Source organism: uncultured Algibacter sp. (genome assembly GCF_905480415.1).
GTDB lineage: Bacteria > Bacteroidota > Bacteroidia > Flavobacteriales > Flavobacteriaceae > Algibacter_B.
The window spans coordinates 1-19,130 of the sequence record NZ_CAJQQI010000155.1; the positions used below are offsets into that span (position 1 = coordinate 1).

Here is a 19,130-nt window from a genome sequence, read left to right on the forward strand (position 1 = left end):
TTTCCTTCGGAATAAACATCAAACAGCTCTAATTGTGGCACTAAGGCTACATGATGTGGAGAACCAGTATTCAGAAACACGAAATCATCGGTTATTGAAATATCTGAAACATTGTTCATTTTCAGTCGCACTTGCGTTCCATCTATGGTAGCAGCGTGCATGCCATCGACGGCTTCAAAATTCGCTTCCGAAGAAATAATACCTAAATGTTTCGCAAAATGTACAATGCATCTCCCACCATTCCCGCACATAGAACTCAAGTTTCCATCAGCATTAAAATAGACCATTTTGAAATCGACCGTAGGATGGTCTTCCAACAATATTAGCCCGTCCGCTCCAATGCCAAACTTCCGGTCGCACATATTCGCTACCAGCAGGGTATTATTTTTATCAAAACCTAAAGAACGATTGTCAATAAAGATAAAATCGTTTCCAGTTCCTTGGTATTTATAAAAAGTCTGTTGCATAGTAAAGCACAAATATATAAATATAAAACCGTTTTACAGATTGTTAAATCGCCGTTAAAGTTGGCGTTAAAAATCGTTAAAAATTAATCAGTCATTCAATATTTAATTAATTTTAATCGTTATTAAATAAAACTTAAACGAAAATTATGAAGAAGATTTTAACATTAATATTGGTTTCTGCTTTAGGTGGTATTATTACATTAGGATCCTACAAACTTTTTTTAGAAGAAGAAAAACCTATTTTGGTTGCAACTGAAACAGCCAACCCTATATTTTTACCTACCAGTAACATTAACACTTTTATTAATACTGAAAAAGCACCTGACTTTACAGTGGCTGCTGAAAATACCGTTAATGCAGTTGTGCACGTTAAAAATTTAGCACAAAATTCTGGACAAATGACTTTTGAAGATTTGTTTTTTGGAAGACGTTCTCAGAGCCCACAAATTGGTACAGGATCTGGAGTTATTATTAATACAGATGGTTATATCATTACTAATAATCATGTAATTACTAATGCACAAGAAATTTCAGTTACCATGAACAATAATAAAACGTATGTAGCTGAACTTATTGGAACTGACCCAAAAACTGATATCGCTCTTTTAAAAATTGATTCGAATGAAGATTTACCGTTTATAACTTTTGCCGATTCAGATAATGCCAAAATTGGCGAATGGGTTTTAGCAGTTGGTAACCCTTTTAATTTAACATCAACAGTTACCGCTGGCATTATAAGTGCTAAGGCTAGAGACTTATCAGGAACAAGCAAACAATCTTTTATACAAACTGATGCAGCAGTAAATCCGGGAAATTCGGGTGGTGCTCTTGTAAATACCAATGGAGAATTAGTTGGTATAAATACAGCTATAAGCTCTCAAACAGGATCTTATGTCGGGTATTCATTTGCTGTTCCAAGTAATATTGCTCGAAAAGTAATTGAAGATATCATGGAATATGGCAATGTTCAAAATGGTATTTTAGGAATACAAGGTGGCGCATTAAACAGTTTGGTTGCAGAAAAAATTGGCGTTACCGATACGGAAGGTATTTATATTGATCGTGTTATTGAAGATTCTGGTGCAGAAAAAGCTGGGGTTAGAAAAGGTGATATCATCAAAGGAATTGACCATATTAAAATTTCTAAATTTGCAGATTTAACAGGTCATTTAAATACAAAACGCCCGAGTGATGTTGTTAATTTAAGCGTATTAAGAGATGGAGAAACTTCTACCATACCTGTGACATTAGCTAAAAATGAAACGTTTACAATGCCTTTAGTTGGTCGAATAAAAAATGCTAAACCTTCAGATTTAAAAAAGTATAAAGCAAGGTATGGCGTTAAAATAACGGACTTAAATTCTAAATATGCTGATTATTGGAAAAGAAATGGTATTCAAAAAGGTTGTATTATAACCTCGGTAAATGATATAAAAGTTACATCTATTGATGATGTGCAAAATGCTTTAAAAAATCAAGAAAATTCAGGAGCATTAAGAATAGAGCTTATTAATTCAAAAGGCGAAAAAGAGCGTTATAATTTTAAATAGCTTCCCTTTTTAAATTGTTATAAACCCTTCAAATTTATTGATTTTTTGAAGGGTTATTTTTTTGTTTTCTCGTTCACACAGGAATAACCATTTCAAAGGAAACCTCGAATTCAAAAGCTGAATAATTTTTCTTCCATATACGCTACGAAAACGTTTGAAATATGGTATTTTTGGCAAAATCTATAAAACAAACTAAACAATTTAAGCAATGGGTTCTAACAAAACTTATGAGAAAGAATTAGCTTTTCAGGCAGACCGCAGAAAAGCTACAGTTGAATTTATTAAAACCGTAAGTGATTTGTGGTATGATAGATCCATTGAATTGGTTTTATTTCGAAATCAATTGATTGACAGAAATGTTAGTCAGATTTTAAACTTACATGAATACGCGGGTAAATTTGTTCAAAAACCTATTTCAATTTTTGATTCTGTAGAAATTGCTCAGGCTATTAAAGATCTAAATGTTCCACCTGCAAAATTAGATATTGGGAAACTTACTTATGAATATCATTTAAGTGATAATAAACACAACAATGCGAAAGCGTTTGTTGTTGATAAATTAAAAGATGCAAATAAGAATAGTAATATAGAACCGAAAGATGTTATTCTTTATGGTTTTGGTAGAATTGGCAGGTTGGTAGCCAGAGAGCTCATGGCACGAATGGGAAAAGGTAGTCAACTACGACTAAGAGCCATCGTAACACGAGGTGCGATTGATGCGCAAATACTTGAAAAAAGAGCGTCTCTTTTACGTAACGATTCTGTTCACGGCGATTTTCCTGGAATAGTTTCAATTGATGCAAAAAATAGCGCATTAATTATTAATGGTACAACGGTAAAAATTATTTCAGCAAATACTCCTGAAGACATTGATTACACAAAATATAATATTAATAATGCTTTGGTTATTGATAACACCGGTGCTTTTAGACATAAGGAAGCTTTAAGTAAACAACTAAAATCAAAAGGTGTAGATAAAGTTTTATTAACAGCTCCTGGAAAAGGCGTTCCAAATATCGTGTACGGGGTTAATCATAAAGAACACGATCCAGATAAAGTAAATATTTTTTCGGCGGCATCCTGCACAACCAATGCGATAACCCCGGTTTTAAAAGCTATTGAAGATTCTTTTGGAGTTAAAAGTGGCCATTTAGAAACCATACATGCTTATACCAACGATCAAAATCTGGTAGATAATTTTCATAGTAAATACCGTCGTGGTAGAGCTGCCGGATTAAATATGGTAATTACCGAGACTGGCGCTGGAAGTGCCGTTGCTAAAGCGTTACCTAGTCTGGAAGGTAAATTAACTTCTAACGCTATTCGTGTGCCTGTGCCTAATGGATCTTTAGCTATTCTTAATTTAGAATTAAAAAGCAAAACATCTATCAACGGTATTAATACTATTTTGAAGAAGTATGCTTTAGAAGGCGATTTAGTTGAGCAAATAAAATATGAACTTAGCGATGAATTAGTTTCTAGCGATATCGTTGGTTGTTCCGCACCATCCATTTATGATAGTAAAGCAACCATAGTACGTAAAGATGGAAAAAATATCATCTTATACATTTGGTATGATAACGAATATGGCTATAGTCATCAAGTTATTAGACTAGCGAAATATATTGCTAAAGTTAGACGTTATACATACTATTAGAATTTTAGAATCTAAATTCAAATTTAAACCGTATCTAAATTAGCCTCATTTATGAGGCTTTTATTGATTTATAATCAATTAATAAACAATATTGTATAAATTCGTAAACCAAATAGAACCATTTAAATCCATTTAAAAATGAATCCTATCAAATCTTTATTTTTTATAGTATTTACGTGCTTAATTAGCTTCACTTCATTTTCACAAACGAAACAAGTTGACGAAACATTATCGTTATACAAAGGCACTATCGACAATCAGTTTGAATATATTCTTAAAAAATCTGGTAATTTTAAAGGTACAAACGGTCAAGCTTATGAAGCTGTAAAGCGGAGTATGTTCCTTGCTCTAAGAGCGCATACTATGGATTCTTTAAAAACCGTACATAAAAATCTAGCAGAAACAAAGGCTGTGGTTAAAACCCAAGCTAAAGAGATTTCAGATTTAAAAGCGAACCTTTCTAATACACAAAAGGATTTAGACACGACCAATTCTGAAAAAAATAATATGGCTTTGTTTGGTATGCAAATGAGTAAAATCAACTATAATGTACTTATGTGGTCTATAATAGCAGGTTTATTCGCGCTCCTTATTTTCTTTGTCTACAAATTTAAAAGTAGCAATTCAATTACTAGAGAAGCTAAACATAATTTGGCTGAAATTGAAGAAGAATTTGAAGAACATAGAAGAACAGCTTTAGAGCGTGAACAAAAAGTGAGACGTCAATTACAAGACGAAATTAACAAGCAGAAAAAGGGTTAATAACTTCTTTTTCGTTTACACCCATTTAAACACAAAGTATACAGATGATTTAGTTTCGCCTTTAGATGCTTACCGGGTGTTTTATAAACAACCTTCTAACATTAAAGATGTTAGAGTTTTTTTCAAAGTAACGTCTTTCCAAATACCCAATAATTTACATAAACCATGTAGTTCTTGGTTTTATAGAACTTTATTTTTTATTTTCGTGAGTAAGTGTTATTTGCAGTATCGAGGAAGAACTTGACATCGATACCAAAACCTATCATTCACTTTTAGTATCTTAGTTCCCAAAGCCGAACTGCGTTTAGTTCGTCTTAGAGACCACTAAAACTTTATGAAGACAATTACGCTACCTGATGAATTAAATTTAAATCCTTCCCTGTCTATCGGGGTTTATAATTATGAAAGCAATCAGGAAATTTCCAAACAGCAAATCTTACTGAACAAAAACACTTTTAGCTTTCTTCAAGAAGGAACAAAAGAAGTTTTTTTTGACAATTCTTCATACTCAATTAATAACGATCAATTTCTATTAATGAAATCTGGACATTGTTTGATGACAGAAAAGCTATCTAACGTCGCAGAATACTATAGAAGTGTTCTATTCTTCTTTTCTAATGAAGATGTATTAAAGTTCATTAGAAAATTTGAACTTAGTCCGTCAGACTCCGACACATTCTATTCTACATATTCATTTAATTATGATTCATTTATAAAAAGATTCGTAGACAGTCTTTTGGATATCTCTAAGCTTTCAAAATCGATTCAAAAAAACATTTTAGATGCCAAGTTCAATGAAATAATGTTATACCTCATCGAGTTTAAGGGTGTGAATTTTCTTTATTCCTTAATTAGCAATAGTGATAATCAAAACCAAAAATTTCTTCAGATAATTGAAAGCAATAAATTAAATAAACTAACCATAAAAGAACTGTCTTTTTTATCTAATATGAGTGTATCAACATTTAAAAGAGAATTTGAGAAATACTTTCATAGCTCACCAAGTAAGTGGTTTCAGGAAAAAAGGCTTGAACATGCTGCATTTTTATTAAAAAATAAGTCGAAACGACCATCAGATATTTTTGAGGACATTGGGTATGAAACCCTATCAAATTTCATTCAAGCGTTTAAAGTAAAATTTGGTGTTACTCCAAAACAGTATCAAACAGATTGAACTTTTATCAATACTTTTTGAGCTGAATCAAACACAACATCCTCTATTATCCTCTATACATTTGCAACTATAATTAAAAACAAATTTTATGAAAAACTCAAATATTATTTTAGCAGTACTAATTGCATTCTCAAGTACAGTATTTGCACAAAGTACGTTTACTCTATCTAGTAATGATTTAGGCGGAGAAGCAACTATTAATGAAGAATTTAATGGCTTTGGTTGTACCGGAGAAAATCAATCTCCACAATTATCTTGGAAAAATGCTCCTGAAGGCACTAAAAGTTTTGCAGTAACGATGTACGATCCAGATGCTCCTACTGGCAGTGGATGGTGGCATTGGGTTGTATTTGACATTCCAGAAAACACGAACGAATTAGTATCTGGAGCTGGAAACACAGAACTTAATTTAACCCCTGAAGGCGTTATTCAAAGTATAACGAATTATGGTGCTAGTGGATATGGAGGTCCTTGCCCGCCAGAAGGTCATGGTTTACACCAATATATCATTACCGTTTACGCCCTAAAAACAGACAAACTCGGACTAGACGAAAACACTAATCCTGCAATAGTTGGTTATTATCTTTGGAACAACACGCTAGCAAAAGCAAGCATAGTGACCTACTATAAAAGATCAAAAGAATAGAAAACGGTCTCTAACGATCTATATAACATATTTAATTGAGCGCAAGTCATTAAAGCTTGCGCTTTTTTAATTTAGTTATCCTATCCAAAAATATTACATTTTTTAAACACTACTTTAGTATTAAAAAAACGGAACAAATATTTTCATAAATACGCACACTTAAAGATTAATATAAAACGCAAATGAAAGATTTAAAAAATAAAAAAGCAATAATTACTGGAGGTGGAAGAGGTCTAGGAAAGGCTACTGCTATTGCATTTGCAAAAGAAGGTATTGACATCGCTATAACAGGCAGAAATGAAGCCGTTTTGAAAGAAACCGTTTCAGAACTAGAGGCCTTTGGCATTAACGCAATGTACTCCGTATTTGATGTGAGTCGCTATGAGAATGTTAAAACTGGCATCAAAAGTATTGTAAATACGTTAGGATCTGTTGATATTTTAGTAAACAACGCAGGAATTGCAGCTTTTGGAACTTTTAATGACATGGAAGTTAGCCAATGGAGTCAAATTATTCAAACCAATCTTATGGGTATGTATTATGTGACTAAAGAAGTTTTACCATACTTAATCGACAAGAATGAAGGTGATGTTATTAATGTTTCATCTACAGCAGGGTTAAATGGAAATGCAAACACATCTGCCTATTCAGCATCAAAATTCGCAGTTATTGGGATGTCTGAATCCTTAATGAAAGAAGTTCGCAAGAATAACATTAGAGTTTGTACATTAACACCAAGTACTATAGCATCTGATATGTCAATTGAACTAGGAATTGCAGATAAAGATTCTCAAGATAGTGTTCTACAACCTGAAGACTTTGCAGAATTAATAGTTGCTGGATTAAAACTTCCAAGAAGAGCTATGCTTAAAAGTGCCGCTTTATGGTCTACGAATCCTTAATTCAATAATAAAAGTAAAAAACAAACGTAAACCCTTTTTTGTTAATTACTATAAGTGGTTAAAGTAAATAAAGCCAAACACTAAAGAGTTAATGGGAGAAAACATAGTTAAATATGCTAGTTTCTCTCTTTAGAAAACATAAAAATCACAAAATAAAAAAGCAAGCTTTATATTTAGCTTATTTTTTCTATTTATCCTTGGGGAGAGCAGGATTAAATATCCCAATTCCCCTCTCGTGAAAATGAAAAGTAACGCTGTTTTCACAGCTACACATTTTTGATTTAAAATGCTTACTGAAGTAAATTTCGCAACTATTTTAAAACAAAAAAGTCTGCCAAAGCAGACTTTTCGAGTTAAGTGGGGAGAGCAGGATTCGAACCTGCGAAGACGTAGTCAGCAGATTTACAGTCTGCCCTCGTTGGCCGCTTGAGTATCTCCCCAAAACTGGGCGCAAATATATTATTGTTTCTTAATTTATCAAAAGAAAAACATAATAACTTCACGCTAAAAATTGAGTTACTAAAAATAGCATCATATTTCGTATCGAACTCTAAAAGTCACAAAACGAGGCTGGATAAACGTCTCTGAAGTTGACACTGAAATAGTATTGGCCCCATTGTTAATTCTAGAATCAATATCTAATAGGTTAGTGGCTCTAACTTCATATTCCCATTTTGCGTCTCTATCCTTTCTATATGCCAAAGATGCATTCCATGTTTCAAAGTATTGAGCTTCGCCAGTCTTTTCCTTTTGACGATTATAAGCATAATCTGTTCTAAAAGTAATAGATTTCAAAATATATGCATCAAAATCTATCGAGGGTGCATTTGTATAAAAAACTGTTTTATTAGTTCCTTGGTTATTCGTGTTTATACTATACTGGTATCTTAATCTTACGTTGGGTGCTACCTTAAAATTAGTACGTAATCCAGGCGTGTAGCTTTGTGTAAATCTTTCATTTACGGATTGTCTTCCTTGAATAAACTGGTTATTTTTACTGTAATTAAAATTTGTACTTACACTGGCTCTTAGTTTACCAAATGTGCGTTGAACTCGTCCGTTTGCAGAAACATTTTCATCGGCAAAATTTGAATTAAAGAAAGTACTTGTTGTAATTACATTTTCAAAGTTTGTTAACCCTCTAATCTGGTCTATGTTTTTTGTATAGGCCAAACGCGCAAACACATTTGTGTAATTAAACAGATTAAAACTATTATAAAATAGACTTATGTTATGTGATAAAGCATTTTGCAAATCTGGCTCACCAAATTGAATACTATTAAAATTATTTAAAACTATGCCCTGTGCTAAACGTGTTACATCCGTAAACTGGTTACGCATATTATATCGCAATGTTAAACTTTCACTCTTTTTAAATTGAATTCGAGTCTCAAAGTCTGGTAAGAACCTTAAAAAATCATCCTTAAACGTCTGATTAAACTGCGTATTTTTATTTCCATAAGCATGTACGGAGAACCCCGGTCTAAAAGTGAATTTCCCCGCTTTCAATGTATAGTGAACACCTAAATATAAATCACTAAAATTATATTCTGTATCATTGGTTGCTCGACCATCATTAAACGTTGGTGTTGGGTTGAATTGAGAACCATCTTCCAGAAACTGAAAGATATTGGAATTAAACTGTTGGGTACTCAAAATAGTACCTAATGTAAAATTGATATTACTTTTAGCATTAAGTATATTATAGTAATCGAGCTTCGCATCTAATTGATTTGACTTAATTCGTCTATTCTGCCCTAAATCGTAATTATCAAAACTAGTAACTAAACCTAAAGCATCAGCTGTTGTATCAAACGCATCTCTATCATCAGAGTTTAATTCATCGTTATTATCAGGGTCATTAACCAATACTGCATTATAAAAAGGGTCCTCATCTTTTATTACATGTTGAGCCTCAAAAGAAAAAATATTATTTTCGCTTAACGTATAGTAGTAATTAATATTTTGATTAATACTAAAAGGTGTTCCCCTATCAAACTGATTTGTATTTCCTAAAACTGAAGATAAAAAGTTTTGATCTTGTGAGTCCTTTGAAATTCTACCCAAAACATCATAATCCAATTGATTATTAAAATTTGGTTTATAAGATGCGCTCAATTTCAACAACCCTTGATTTGACGATTCATTACTTGTGCGCTCCGTTGTTTCATCTGGAATACCCAAATCTGAATCTGTATATTGCCTAAAAGTTTCTTGCTTCGAAGCTATGCGGCTACTATTATAAATAGCAAATCCACTTATATCTAATGCTTTATTAGGCGAATAACTAAAGTTGGTTGCTCCTAGTTTGTTCTCAACCTCAACAGCATTGTTTTGGCTGGTTAAAAACCCAAGGCTATTATCTCCTAAATTAATACTCGTACCACTATTATTACTTGGAGGCTTAAAGCCTCCACCAAAACCACGAATATCACGACGTGATAAGGCTACCTCTCCCGTGTTATTTAAATCACCAATAAAATTAAGACTGAGTTTAGGACTGTAGTAAAATAATTTTGGTTGTGCTAAGTAAAGCGCTTCATCTGTTGATGAACCACCACCAGCAGTAACATTTCCAAACCAAAAACTTTCTTTACCTTGCTTAAGCTTAATATTCATTGCCACATTATCCTGATTATTTGTAACACCGCTTAACTGACTAACTTCGGAGTAATTGCGCAACACCTGAATTTTATCTACGGCACTTGAAGGAATATTTTTAGTTGCTAATTTGGTATCACCATCGAAGAAGTCTTTCCCATTAACCATTAATTTGTTAACGACTTTACCTTCAACCTCTATTTGACCATCTTCATTAATTTCAACTCCAGGTAATTTTTCAATTATATCTTCAAGCTTACGTTCTGATCCGTTTTTAAAAGAATCGGCATTATAAACTAGCGTATCCCCTTTTACCGTTACTGGCATTTCATATGTTAATTCAACCGCATCTAATACGTTATCTAGTTGCAATGTAAAATCTCTCTCTAAATCATCAGACTTCAACGCAATTATTTCCTTAAAGGTTTTCATACCAATATAACTGACTTGCAGACCATACTCCGAATTTTTAGACAAGGCCAACTTATAAAACCCCTTGGCATCTGTAATTGCATAAGACTCTAAAGCTTTTGTTTCTTGATTTATAGCTATTACATTTGCTAATTCCAATGGGTTACCTATACTGTCTTTTACAACACCTTGTAATTTAATCTGAGAAAAAGCCATGTTCGTTAAACAAAAGACGACTGCAAAAAATATCTTATTCATTCTTTTAATTGAACTATAAACTGGTTATCAATATTCACTTATATTACTATCGTCTATAACTTCCTCTACCTCGGTTATTTCTCATTTCTTGCATTTTTCCGGTAATAATTTCTTTATATTCCTTTTTGGTAACTACTTTACCTTTATCTGGAGCTTCTATTTTAATTTTTTCTTTCGGATTCATTACAATTTTAGAACATAGTAATGTTGTATTACCTACACTCACTTCTAATATTAAACCTGGAAGCCCCCAATAATCACCGGGACCTTGACTAACAGGAATCATTGGTGTATACCATGCTTCAATCTCTATCATGTCAACAACTTCTTCTATAGGTTGTGATTTCACACTTGCTGCATCTTCACCTTTTATGGAATCAACTTTCTTTTCTACAACATTGTTTCTTGCACTACTCCAAGAAAAATTCCACCAAGAGGTATCAAACACAGGTCGTTTACAAGTGGCTTTAAAACACGTATAATTACCTATTTGTCTGGTTTCAGTGCCCATTTTCCACTTTATATTAGATAGGTTTTCTTTAACTAAAAATTGTTTACCATAGAACTCTTGATTCTGTGAAAACTCATTTGTCTTTACATTTTTGTATTGCTTACCTGGTGTAAAATTCTTCCCCCATGAATCTGTTGCCCCTGAAACGGCATCCAATTTCTCATCTTCATAATACACAGACTCTTCCTTATTAAACGTTAAAATATAGGTTTTTTCTAATCTGTTTTTTAAGCGCTCTGCTGCCTGTTTTTTTTGTGCTTCGCTCATTCTAGCCCCCCAAGCGCCAAGATCCATTGGTGTTTTTGAAAAGTAGTATGCTTTCCCTTGAAAGTCTTGAGCATTAAGGGTTGCAGATGTGAATAAAATTAATGTCGCAATTGTTAATTTGTTTAGAAATGTCTTCATTGAAAATATGATAAATGATTATTTTTTGTTTATCAAAAATACTAAATAATCAAACAATATGTGTTTGTTTATATAAATAAGAATTTATCTTGGCCTTCCTCCTCCAGATCGTCCTCCAGTCCTCCCTCTATTTTCTCTAAACTCTTGCATTTTTTTGGTGATGATGTCGTTGTATTCTTTTTTGGTAACAACTTGTCCTTTTTTAGGAGCTTCAATTTTAGTCTTCTCTTCTGGGTTTATTACAATCTTTGAACAAAGCATGGTGTTATTCCCTGCACTTACTTCCAATATTAAGCCTGGCAATCCCCAATAATCAGATGGTCCTTGGCTTACTGGTATTTGTGGTGTGTACCAAGCGATAACTTCTATCATTTTAATACCTTCATCTTTTAAGTTTATCTCTTTAGAATTAGTAGAATCTTTAACTTTAAGAGAATCTTCTTCCTTTTCATTGTTTCCGCTTCTTGGAGTTAACATATTAATTTCTATTGAAACCTTTTTAGCCGTGGCCTTAAAACATAAATATTGACCAATTTGTTTCGATTCAGTACCCATTTTCCATTCAAGAGCCTCCATGTCTTCTTTAATCAAAAATTGTTTTCCAAAAAATTCTTGATCTTGTAGAAAGACACGTTCTTTTATGTTTTTATACTGCGGCCCAGGCGAAAAACTACTTCCCCAAACACTAGAACCTCTGCCATTCACAGGAGTTGATAATTTTTCATCTTCTTTGAATATAGACTCTTCCTTATTGAATGTTAGCACATAGGTTTTTTCTAACCTCGATTTCATGCGAGCTTCCCTTTGCTTTTTTTGTTGTTCACTCATTTGACCACCTCTATTGAAGCGACTCATATCCATAGTGGTTTTTGAGAAATAATAAGCTTTACCTTGAAAGTCTTGAGCTTTAATGGAACCAGTAACTAATAAAAATAGAAACAGTACATAAAATTTAATTATATAAGTTTTCATTGTTGAGGTATAAACGATTAAGATGTTAACAAACATAGGTAATAATTAACTACACTTGGACTACAATATTTACTTTTGGTTTAAGCCAAGGTTGTTAATTTAAAGTTAAAAATAACCTACCAACTCTTATCATAACATGCTCACCTTCTCCTTGAACTCATCGTCTTGATTGAAATTACTCCCTCATTCCTTTGGGTTTATTATCCTTGTTATAATCAAAATGTTTTTGAGAGACTTCTTTCCTTTTAGTAAGTTCCTCAATTTGAATATTTACTTGTGTTTACGGCTATAAACTAATTTATTAAAAGTGGTTTGATTTTTGTATTTTTCAACCTACAATGAAATCTAGACATTACATCTTTTTATTATTTTCTATTTCAATATTCGCTCAAGAATCTATTGAAGCTAAATTCATCGATAAAACGGATTTAAAATTAGAAACTCTTATTTCCGTTGATAATTTTGGCACCATATATTATATAGAAAATGATGTGATTCATAAAAAGACCCCGGAAAACACCATCACTTATAATAATTTACAATTAGGAACCTTACAATCAGCAAATGCTTTCAATCCCTTAAAAATTAATCTATTCTATAAAGATTTTAATACGGTTATTATTCTTGACAATCGATTAGCCGAAATATTCAAAATAGACTTTAACACACTTTCTTCCTATAAAGATGTTTCTCATATGTCTACAGGTCACGATAATACCATTTGGGTATTTAATCAAAATTTACAAAAGCTTGAATTATTTGACTATAAATCCAAAACAACTCGGGCACAAACCGTTCCTGTACAAAATGCAGTGCTCGATTTAACTAGTAATTATAATTCTTGTTGGTTACTAACAGAAAACTATTTATATCAATACAATTACTTTGGTAGCATGGTAAAAAAAATAGAAAATCAGGGATATACCGCTTTAATAGAAAGCAATGAAAATATTTTCTTAAAAAAAGAAAATAATTTGTTTTTTATGAAAAGTAACCAAGACGAAATCCTACCTATAATAACTCCAAATTTGTTGATAAATCAGTTTTTAGTAACCAATGAAACCTTGTATATTTACAACAGCGAAACCTTACAACAATTCCAACTAAAAACTAACTAAACTATGCATATTGCTATTGCCGGAAATATTGGCGCTGGAAAAACGACCCTCACAAAATTATTGGCTAAACATTACAATTGGGAAGCACAATTAGAAGACGTAGTAGATAATCCTTATTTAGACGATTTTTACAATCAAATGGAACGTTGGAGTTTTAATTTACAAGTTTATTTTTTAAATAGTAGATTTCGCCAAGTATTACAAATTCGTCAAAGTGGAAAAGACATCATTCAAGATAGAACTATTTATGAAGATGCTCACATTTTTGCTCCTAACTTGCACGCCATGGGTTTAATGACCAATCGCGATTTTGAAAACTATAAATCTCTTTTCGATTTAATGGAATCGTTGGTTAAAGGTCCAGATGTTTTAATCTATTTACGAAGCTCTATTCCCAATCTAGTATCTCAAATTCATAAACGTGGGCGTGACTACGAAAACTCAATAAGCATTGACTATTTAAGCAGATTAAATGAACGCTATGAAGCCTGGATACATGGTTATAATAAAGGCAAGTTATTAATTATTGATGTAGATAATTTAGATTTTGTAGATAATCCGGAAGATTTAGGAAGTATCATTAATACTATTGATGCCGAGATTAATGGGTTGTTTTAAAATTCTCTAATCATTGTAAATCATTCACTTTGAAAAGAATTTAATAGTTATAATTTATCGACATTTATCTTGTATAAACTAAATTATCGAGCATTAATTACACTGAAATAACCGCTTAGTAAGATAATTGTAATTTAATTTTGCTATTATTTAATAAATCCATGATTTCTTGCATGGGTAATTGCATGGGCACTAGTTTCTACGAGTAATACAGGTATTTGTTTATAATCTTTAAAAAGTGATCTTACTCGTAACATTTTCTTTTTGTGCTTAACACTTCTTAAATAAATTGCAGCAACTTGAGATGAAAATTCATTCGCGACATCCATATAAATATCTGCATCGTTCTCGCCACTATCACCTATTAAAATAAATTTTAATTTTGGATAGGTTTTTAAAATATTGACAATTTCTATATGTTTTTGCGGACGATCACCAGACTGTTTTTTGAATATATCCTTAAAACTTCTAAGTAAGATTGGACCTTTAGGAAAAGCATTCTGTTTTAAAAAAAAATCAAGATAACGGTATAAATTCCAAGGGCTATGACTCACGTAAAAAATTGGATTAGAATTTTCACCAGATTCACCTCTATGTAATTTATGATAAAACTCTGCTGCACCTTCTAATGGAATTCGGCTTGCAGCACTTTTAAAAATACTATTAAGTAATACTTTCCATTTTAAAGTCGATACTACTCCAGTATGAAGAATGGTATCATCGATATCACTAATAACACCAATTCGAGCTCGAATACTCGGTATTAATAATTCACCGGGAAATCGATTTGAGTTTTGAATATTACGATTAATATTCACATCATCATATGAGATTTCAAAATTAATCCAACCATCATCATTGACTAATGCAACCAATCCATCTACAAATTCGTCAACCTTAAAATAACCGTGATCATCTGTGACGGTGTTTAAAATTGTTCCGTTTGATAAAGTGATTTTGAGTGTAGTACGTTTTATTTCATCACTCTCAAAGCGTTTCCATGAATTAATAAATAAACCTAATAAACCCTTTTGTCCCAATTCAATAGTTCCATCTTCTAGCGCACGCCCACGCATATATAAATGGTTAGCTGTTCCGTAAGTTCGGAAAGCAATAATTTGGAGTGGATCTTTCTTGAACATAAGAGTTTTGAATTCAGTTTAAAAATACAAAAAAACCACGCTTACTGGCGTGGTTTTTATATTCTTTAAAAAAATAAAAGGTAACTAGTTTACAACTACTTCCTCAATCTCTTTTACAAACTTTTTTGTTTCAACCGTAATATCTCTACCATCTTCTTTTAAAGCACTAATACTCGCTTTAACTTCAGCTTCTGTTCCTTCGAAAGCTTCATAAGCTGTAGATGATTCCCCATTTTTAGTGGTTACCGTTGTAACTACTGCTTTGGTATTACCATCATCATTCTTAGTCATTTCGACCTTAACTTCTTTAGAAACTTCTACCTGCTCTGAAACATCTGTCTGGTTAGCATATGCCATTACATCATCTGCAGATAATGCAATACTTGGTGCAATTACTAATGCTACAACCGACATTAATTTTAATAATATATTTAATGAAGGGCCAGAAGTATCTTTAAATGGATCACCAACAGTATCTCCAACAACAGCAGCTTTATGAGCGTCTGTTCCTTTTTTTCCTTGTTCTTCAATAGTTTTCTTAGCGTTATCCCATGCACCACCTGCATTAGATTGGAAGATTGCCATAAGCACACCACACGTTGTAACACCTGCAAGTAATCCACCTAACATTTCAGCACCACCAATAAAACCAACAGCTACAGGAACAACGATTGCTAATAATCCCGGTAATACCATTTCTTTAATTGATGCTTTTGTTGAAATATCAATACATTTTCCATAATCTGCAACACCATCGGCTGCATCAAAAATAGCTCTATCTTCAGCAGAAGCTTTAGTCATATCAGAATCATACTTACGCATTACTACTAATGCCGCTTTTAATTGAGGTATATCTCTAAATTGACGTCTTACTTCTTCAATCATAGCCATAGCTGCACGACCAACAGCATTCATAGACAATGCTGAGAATACAAATGGCAACATCCCTCCTACTAATAGTCCAGCCATAATTTGTGGTTGAGACACATCAATAGAAATCACATTTGCCGTTTTCATAAAAGCTGCAAATAAAGCTAAAGCTGTTAAAGCTGCAGAAGCAATAGCGAAACCTTTACCAACAGCTGCAGTTGTATTACCAACAGCATCTAATTTATCAGTACGTTCACGAACTTCTTTTGGTAATTCAGCCATTTCAGCAATACCACCCGCATTATCACAGATTGGTCCGTAAGCATCCACTGCTAATTGAATTCCTGTGTTTGCTAACATCCCTACTGCTGCAATTGCAATACCATATAGTCCTGCAAAATGATGTGACACCATAATAGCAGCAGCAATCAAAAGAATAGGAATCATTGTTGACATCATACCAACACCCAAACCAGCAATAATATTTGTTGCCGCTCCAGTTTCAGACTGTGCAACAATTGACATTACAGGTTTTTTACCTGTAGCCGTATAATACTCAGTTATCTTACCAACACCCAAGCCAGCTACTAAACCAGCGATAGTTGCCCAAAATACGCCCATAGCTCCAAATGGTAAACCTTCAACAGATTCAGGAATTAAAGCATTTATAATAAAATAAGACGCCACAACCATTAAACCTGCAGAACCAAATTCTCCAATATTTAATGCTGTTTGTGGATTTCCACCATCTTTTACTTTTACAAAAAACGTTCCTAATATAGACATGATGATACCTACTGCTCCAAGAACTAAAGGCAAGTAAACCGCTCCTAAACCTCCAACAATATCCGGAGTTATAATAAAAGCTCCTAATACCATAGTACCAATAATAGAACCTACATAAGATTCAAATAAATCGGCTCCCATACCGGCAACATCACCTACATTATCACCAACGTTATCTGCTATTGTTGCAGGGTTTAATGGATGATCTTCTGGAATACCAGCTTCAACTTTTCCAACTAAATCAGCACCAACATCTGCTGCCTTGGTATAAATACCACCTCCTACACGCGCAAATAAAGCTATCGATGAAGCACCTAATGAAAATCCAGAAAGTACATTTAGTACCATTGATAAATTTTCAGCTCCTGGCCATATACCTTGATATATCATAAATAAGCCACTTAAGCCTAAAATACCTAAACCGACAACACCTAAACCCATTACAGCTCCACCAGCGAACGCCACTTCTAATGCGCGTCCTAATGATGTTTTTGCAGCTTGTGTTGTTCTAACATTTGCTTTGGTTGCCACTTTCATACCGATGAATCCCGCTAAGGCAGAACATATAGCACCTATGATAAAGGATATCGCAACCATACCACTTGATCCTGCTTCTGAAGTACCTTTAAAATATAACAAGATAGCTACTGCTACCACAAAAATTGCTAAAACTTTGTATTCCGCTTTTAAAAATGCCATGGCCCCGTCCGCAATATTCTTTGCAATACGTGACATTTTTTCATCACCAACTTCTTGTTTTGAAACCCATCCGCTTTTAATAAAAACGAAAATCAACGCGACAACTCCAAAAAGAGGTAAAAATTTTACTATTAAATCCATCATTTAGTTAGTTATTTTAAATTAATTATTTTTTTTAACGGGGCTAAAAATAGGAAAATTAAAGTGATAAAAAAAACCACCCTAAATTAAAGATGGTTCATTTTTTTTGTTGGTATTTTAAGAATCTGATAATTAGATTGTAAACGTACGTTTTTTCTTGTGTTCACTTTTATCATAACGCGCTACACATTCATGATATATTTTAATAGCTTCCTCAGCATTTCCCCATCCACCAACATCAACTTTCTTTTCCTCTAAGTCTTTATAAACTTGAAAAAAATGTTCAATTTCTTTTAATCTATGAGGGTTTAAATCTGCTATATCTTTTTTATTGTTCCAAATAGGATCTGATACTGGTACACAAATAATTTTTTCATCTGGACCTTTTTCATCCGTCATATGAAATACACCAATAGGTCTTACTTCCATAACCACCATCGGGTATGTTGGCTCTGACCCCATAACCAATACATCTAATGGATCTTTATCCAACGCCAAAGTTTCAGGAATGAATCCATAATCTCCAGGATACATCATTGATGAAAATAACATACGATCAAAACGAATTTTATGTAATGTGAAATCGTATTCATATTTATTTCTACTTCCTTTTGGTATTTCTATTAACACATCAAATGTTAAATCTTTTTTCTTCGTCATGTTTTTATTTCTATTTAGGGCTGCAAATGTACTGAACACAGATGCTTTAAGCAACAAAAACTCATGTAGTTTATATTAAATAATTGTTATCTTGCACCTGACTAATTCTAAATAATTTAAAGATTATGCGATTTCTTTTTGCAGCATTTCTAACATTTTTCTCGTTTTCCACAATCCAAGCACAAACAAATCCTTGGCAAGGTAAATTTGAACCTATAGACCAAATGATTGCCCCTCCAAACACCTATAGAACAGCTAGTGGGGCGCCAGGAAACGCCTATTGGCAGCAACGTGCCGATTATAAGATTAAAGCCATAATCGATGAAAGAAATAATACGTTAAGCGGTGAAGAAACCATAACCTATTATAATAATTCTCCTGATGATTTAAGTTATTTATGGATGCAGCTCGAACAAAACGTCAACAAAAAAGAGAATGAGGATTTTGGCAGTATCAATAATAGAATGAAAGATTCTATAACGACAAGGCAAATGCAATTCCTTACTAGAACTATCGATTTCCCTGCGGGTTATTCCATTAAGCATGTAAAAGATGAAAATGGTAACCAAATAAAAACAATGGTTAACAATACCATGATGAAAGTTAAATTGAATACGACCTTAAAGTCTGGTGAATCTACTAAACTTTCTATCGCTTGGTCTTATCCTATTACCGATAGAAGTATGTATTTATTATCAAGAGAGGGCTATGAATACTTTCCTGAAGACGATAATACCGTTTACCTCATTGCGCATTGGTTTCCAAGAATGGCTGTTTATA

The 19,130-nt window shown here is 32.9% G+C and carries 14 protein-coding genes, 1 tRNA gene and 2 pseudogenes; 9 read left to right on the plus strand and 8 right to left on the minus strand.

The annotated features are described in order from the left end of the window. Positions 1–467, minus strand: a pseudogene (locus QZ260_RS10625) (diaminopimelate epimerase); the annotation flags it as partial. Between the two features lie 146 nt (positions 468–613). On the opposite strand from QZ260_RS10625, the gene QZ260_RS10630 reads away from it, so the two are divergent. The 6 genes from QZ260_RS10630 (at position 614) to QZ260_RS10655 (ending at position 7,158) form a co-directional block, all read left to right on the plus strand. Beyond that, positions 614–2,017 (plus strand): trypsin-like peptidase domain-containing protein, encoded by a 1,404-nt coding sequence (locus QZ260_RS10630; RefSeq protein ID WP_295985962.1) that lies wholly within the window; start codon positions 614–616, stop codon positions 2,015–2,017. A gap of 208 nt (positions 2,018–2,225) precedes the next feature. Further along, positions 2,226–3,674, plus strand: a complete 1,449-nt coding sequence (locus tag QZ260_RS10635; RefSeq protein WP_295985963.1) for a glyceraldehyde-3-phosphate dehydrogenase — start codon at positions 2,226–2,228, stop codon at positions 3,672–3,674. A gap of 138 nt (positions 3,675–3,812) precedes the next feature. Further along, the gene (locus QZ260_RS10640) at positions 3,813–4,436 is read left to right on the plus strand and encodes a tRNA (guanine-N1)-methyltransferase (protein WP_295985964.1); all 624 of its coding nucleotides are present in this window, start codon (positions 3,813–3,815) and stop codon (positions 4,434–4,436) included. Positions 4,437–4,770: 334 nt separating this feature from the next. Continuing rightward, positions 4,771–5,610, plus strand: a complete 840-nt coding sequence (locus QZ260_RS10645) for an AraC family transcriptional regulator (RefSeq protein ID WP_295985965.1) — start codon at positions 4,771–4,773, stop codon at positions 5,608–5,610. 88 nt (positions 5,611–5,698) lie between these two features. Then, positions 5,699–6,256, plus strand: a complete 558-nt coding sequence (locus tag QZ260_RS10650; RefSeq protein WP_295985966.1) for a YbhB/YbcL family Raf kinase inhibitor-like protein — start codon at positions 5,699–5,701, stop codon at positions 6,254–6,256. 182 nt (positions 6,257–6,438) lie between these two features. After that, a complete protein-coding gene (locus QZ260_RS10655) occupies positions 6,439–7,158 on the plus strand; it encodes a 3-ketoacyl-ACP reductase (protein ID WP_295985969.1) in 720 nt (239 codons plus the stop codon). A gap of 358 nt (positions 7,159–7,516) precedes the next feature. Here QZ260_RS10655 and QZ260_RS10660 read toward each other — a convergent pair. From QZ260_RS10660 to QZ260_RS10675, 4 genes are all read right to left on the minus strand, one after another. Then, positions 7,517–7,598: transfer RNA gene (locus QZ260_RS10660), tRNA-Tyr, on the minus strand. Between the two features lie 91 nt (positions 7,599–7,689). Then, on the minus strand, positions 7,690–10,428 hold the full coding sequence (locus QZ260_RS10665; RefSeq protein WP_295985972.1) for a TonB-dependent receptor: 2,739 nt from the start codon (positions 10,426–10,428) through the stop codon (positions 7,690–7,692). A gap of 46 nt (positions 10,429–10,474) precedes the next feature. Next, the gene (locus QZ260_RS10670; RefSeq protein ID WP_295985975.1) at positions 10,475–11,344 is read right to left on the minus strand and encodes a GLPGLI family protein; all 870 of its coding nucleotides are present in this window, start codon (positions 11,342–11,344) and stop codon (positions 10,475–10,477) included. An 84-nt stretch (positions 11,345–11,428) separates the two neighbouring features. Beyond that, positions 11,429–12,316, minus strand: coding sequence for a GLPGLI family protein (locus tag QZ260_RS10675; RefSeq protein ID WP_295985978.1), 888 nt, complete (start codon positions 12,314–12,316; stop codon positions 11,429–11,431). A 338-nt stretch (positions 12,317–12,654) separates the two neighbouring features. Here QZ260_RS10675 and QZ260_RS10680 point away from each other — a divergent pair, with 338 nt between their 5' ends. Together QZ260_RS10680 and QZ260_RS10685 are read left to right on the plus strand one after the other, a co-directional pair. Further along, on the plus strand, positions 12,655–13,434 hold the full coding sequence (locus tag QZ260_RS10680) for a hypothetical protein (protein ID WP_295985980.1): 780 nt from the start codon (positions 12,655–12,657) through the stop codon (positions 13,432–13,434). Positions 13,435–13,437: 3 nt separating this feature from the next. Next, complete coding sequence (locus QZ260_RS10685) at positions 13,438–14,052, plus strand: deoxynucleoside kinase (protein ID WP_295985982.1); 615 nt, start codon at positions 13,438–13,440, stop codon at positions 14,050–14,052. Positions 14,053–14,198: 146 nt separating this feature from the next. On the opposite strand, the gene QZ260_RS10690 is transcribed toward QZ260_RS10685, so the two are convergent. The 3 genes from QZ260_RS10690 to QZ260_RS10700 form a co-directional block, all read right to left on the minus strand. Continuing rightward, a complete protein-coding gene (locus QZ260_RS10690; protein WP_295985985.1) occupies positions 14,199–15,194 on the minus strand; it encodes a phosphatase domain-containing protein in 996 nt (331 codons plus the stop codon). 84 nt (positions 15,195–15,278) lie between these two features. Continuing rightward, entirely contained in the window at positions 15,279–17,690 is a 2,412-nt protein-coding gene (locus QZ260_RS10695) for a sodium-translocating pyrophosphatase (protein WP_295985990.1), read from the minus strand. A gap of 132 nt (positions 17,691–17,822) precedes the next feature. Further along, positions 17,823–18,350 carry an inorganic diphosphatase gene (locus QZ260_RS10700; RefSeq protein ID WP_295985987.1) on the minus strand — a complete coding sequence of 176 codons (528 nt, stop codon included), beginning with the start codon at positions 18,348–18,350 and terminating at the stop codon, positions 17,823–17,825. 125 nt (positions 18,351–18,475) lie between these two features. Between QZ260_RS10700 and QZ260_RS10705 the strand changes: the two are divergent. Continuing rightward, a pseudogene (locus QZ260_RS10705) lies at positions 18,476–19,130 on the plus strand (M1 family peptidase); the annotation flags it as partial.

Coding starts and splice junctions, on each gene's coding strand:
- QZ260_RS10635 (WP_295985963.1), top strand. CDS start 2,226: ATGGGTTCTAACAAAACTTATGAGAAAGAATTAGCTTTTCAGGCAGAC.
- QZ260_RS10650 (WP_295985966.1), top strand. CDS start 5,699: ATGAAAAACTCAAATATTATTTTAGCAGTACTAATTGCATTCTCAAGT.
- QZ260_RS10655 (WP_295985969.1), top strand. CDS start 6,439: ATGAAAGATTTAAAAAATAAAAAAGCAATAATTACTGGAGGTGGAAGA.
- QZ260_RS10670 (WP_295985975.1), bottom strand. CDS start 11,344: ATGAAGACATTTCTAAACAAATTAACAATTGCGACATTAATTTTATTC.
- QZ260_RS10675 (WP_295985978.1), bottom strand. CDS start 12,316: ATGAAAACTTATATAATTAAATTTTATGTACTGTTTCTATTTTTATTA.
- QZ260_RS10695 (WP_295985990.1), bottom strand. CDS start 17,690: ATGGATTTAATAGTAAAATTTTTACCTCTTTTTGGAGTTGTCGCGTTG.
- QZ260_RS10700 (WP_295985987.1), bottom strand. CDS start 18,350: ATGACGAAGAAAAAAGATTTAACATTTGATGTGTTAATAGAAATACCA.
- QZ260_RS10630 (WP_295985962.1), top strand. CDS start 614: ATGAAGAAGATTTTAACATTAATATTGGTTTCTGCTTTAGGTGGTATT.
- QZ260_RS10645 (WP_295985965.1), top strand. CDS start 4,771: ATGAAGACAATTACGCTACCTGATGAATTAAATTTAAATCCTTCCCTG.
- QZ260_RS10680 (WP_295985980.1), top strand. CDS start 12,655: ATGAAATCTAGACATTACATCTTTTTATTATTTTCTATTTCAATATTC.
- QZ260_RS10685 (WP_295985982.1), top strand. CDS start 13,438: ATGCATATTGCTATTGCCGGAAATATTGGCGCTGGAAAAACGACCCTC.
- QZ260_RS10665 (WP_295985972.1), bottom strand. CDS start 10,428: ATGAATAAGATATTTTTTGCAGTCGTCTTTTGTTTAACGAACATGGCT.
- QZ260_RS10690 (WP_295985985.1), bottom strand. CDS start 15,194: ATGTTCAAGAAAGATCCACTCCAAATTATTGCTTTCCGAACTTACGGA.
- QZ260_RS10640 (WP_295985964.1), top strand. CDS start 3,813: ATGAATCCTATCAAATCTTTATTTTTTATAGTATTTACGTGCTTAATT.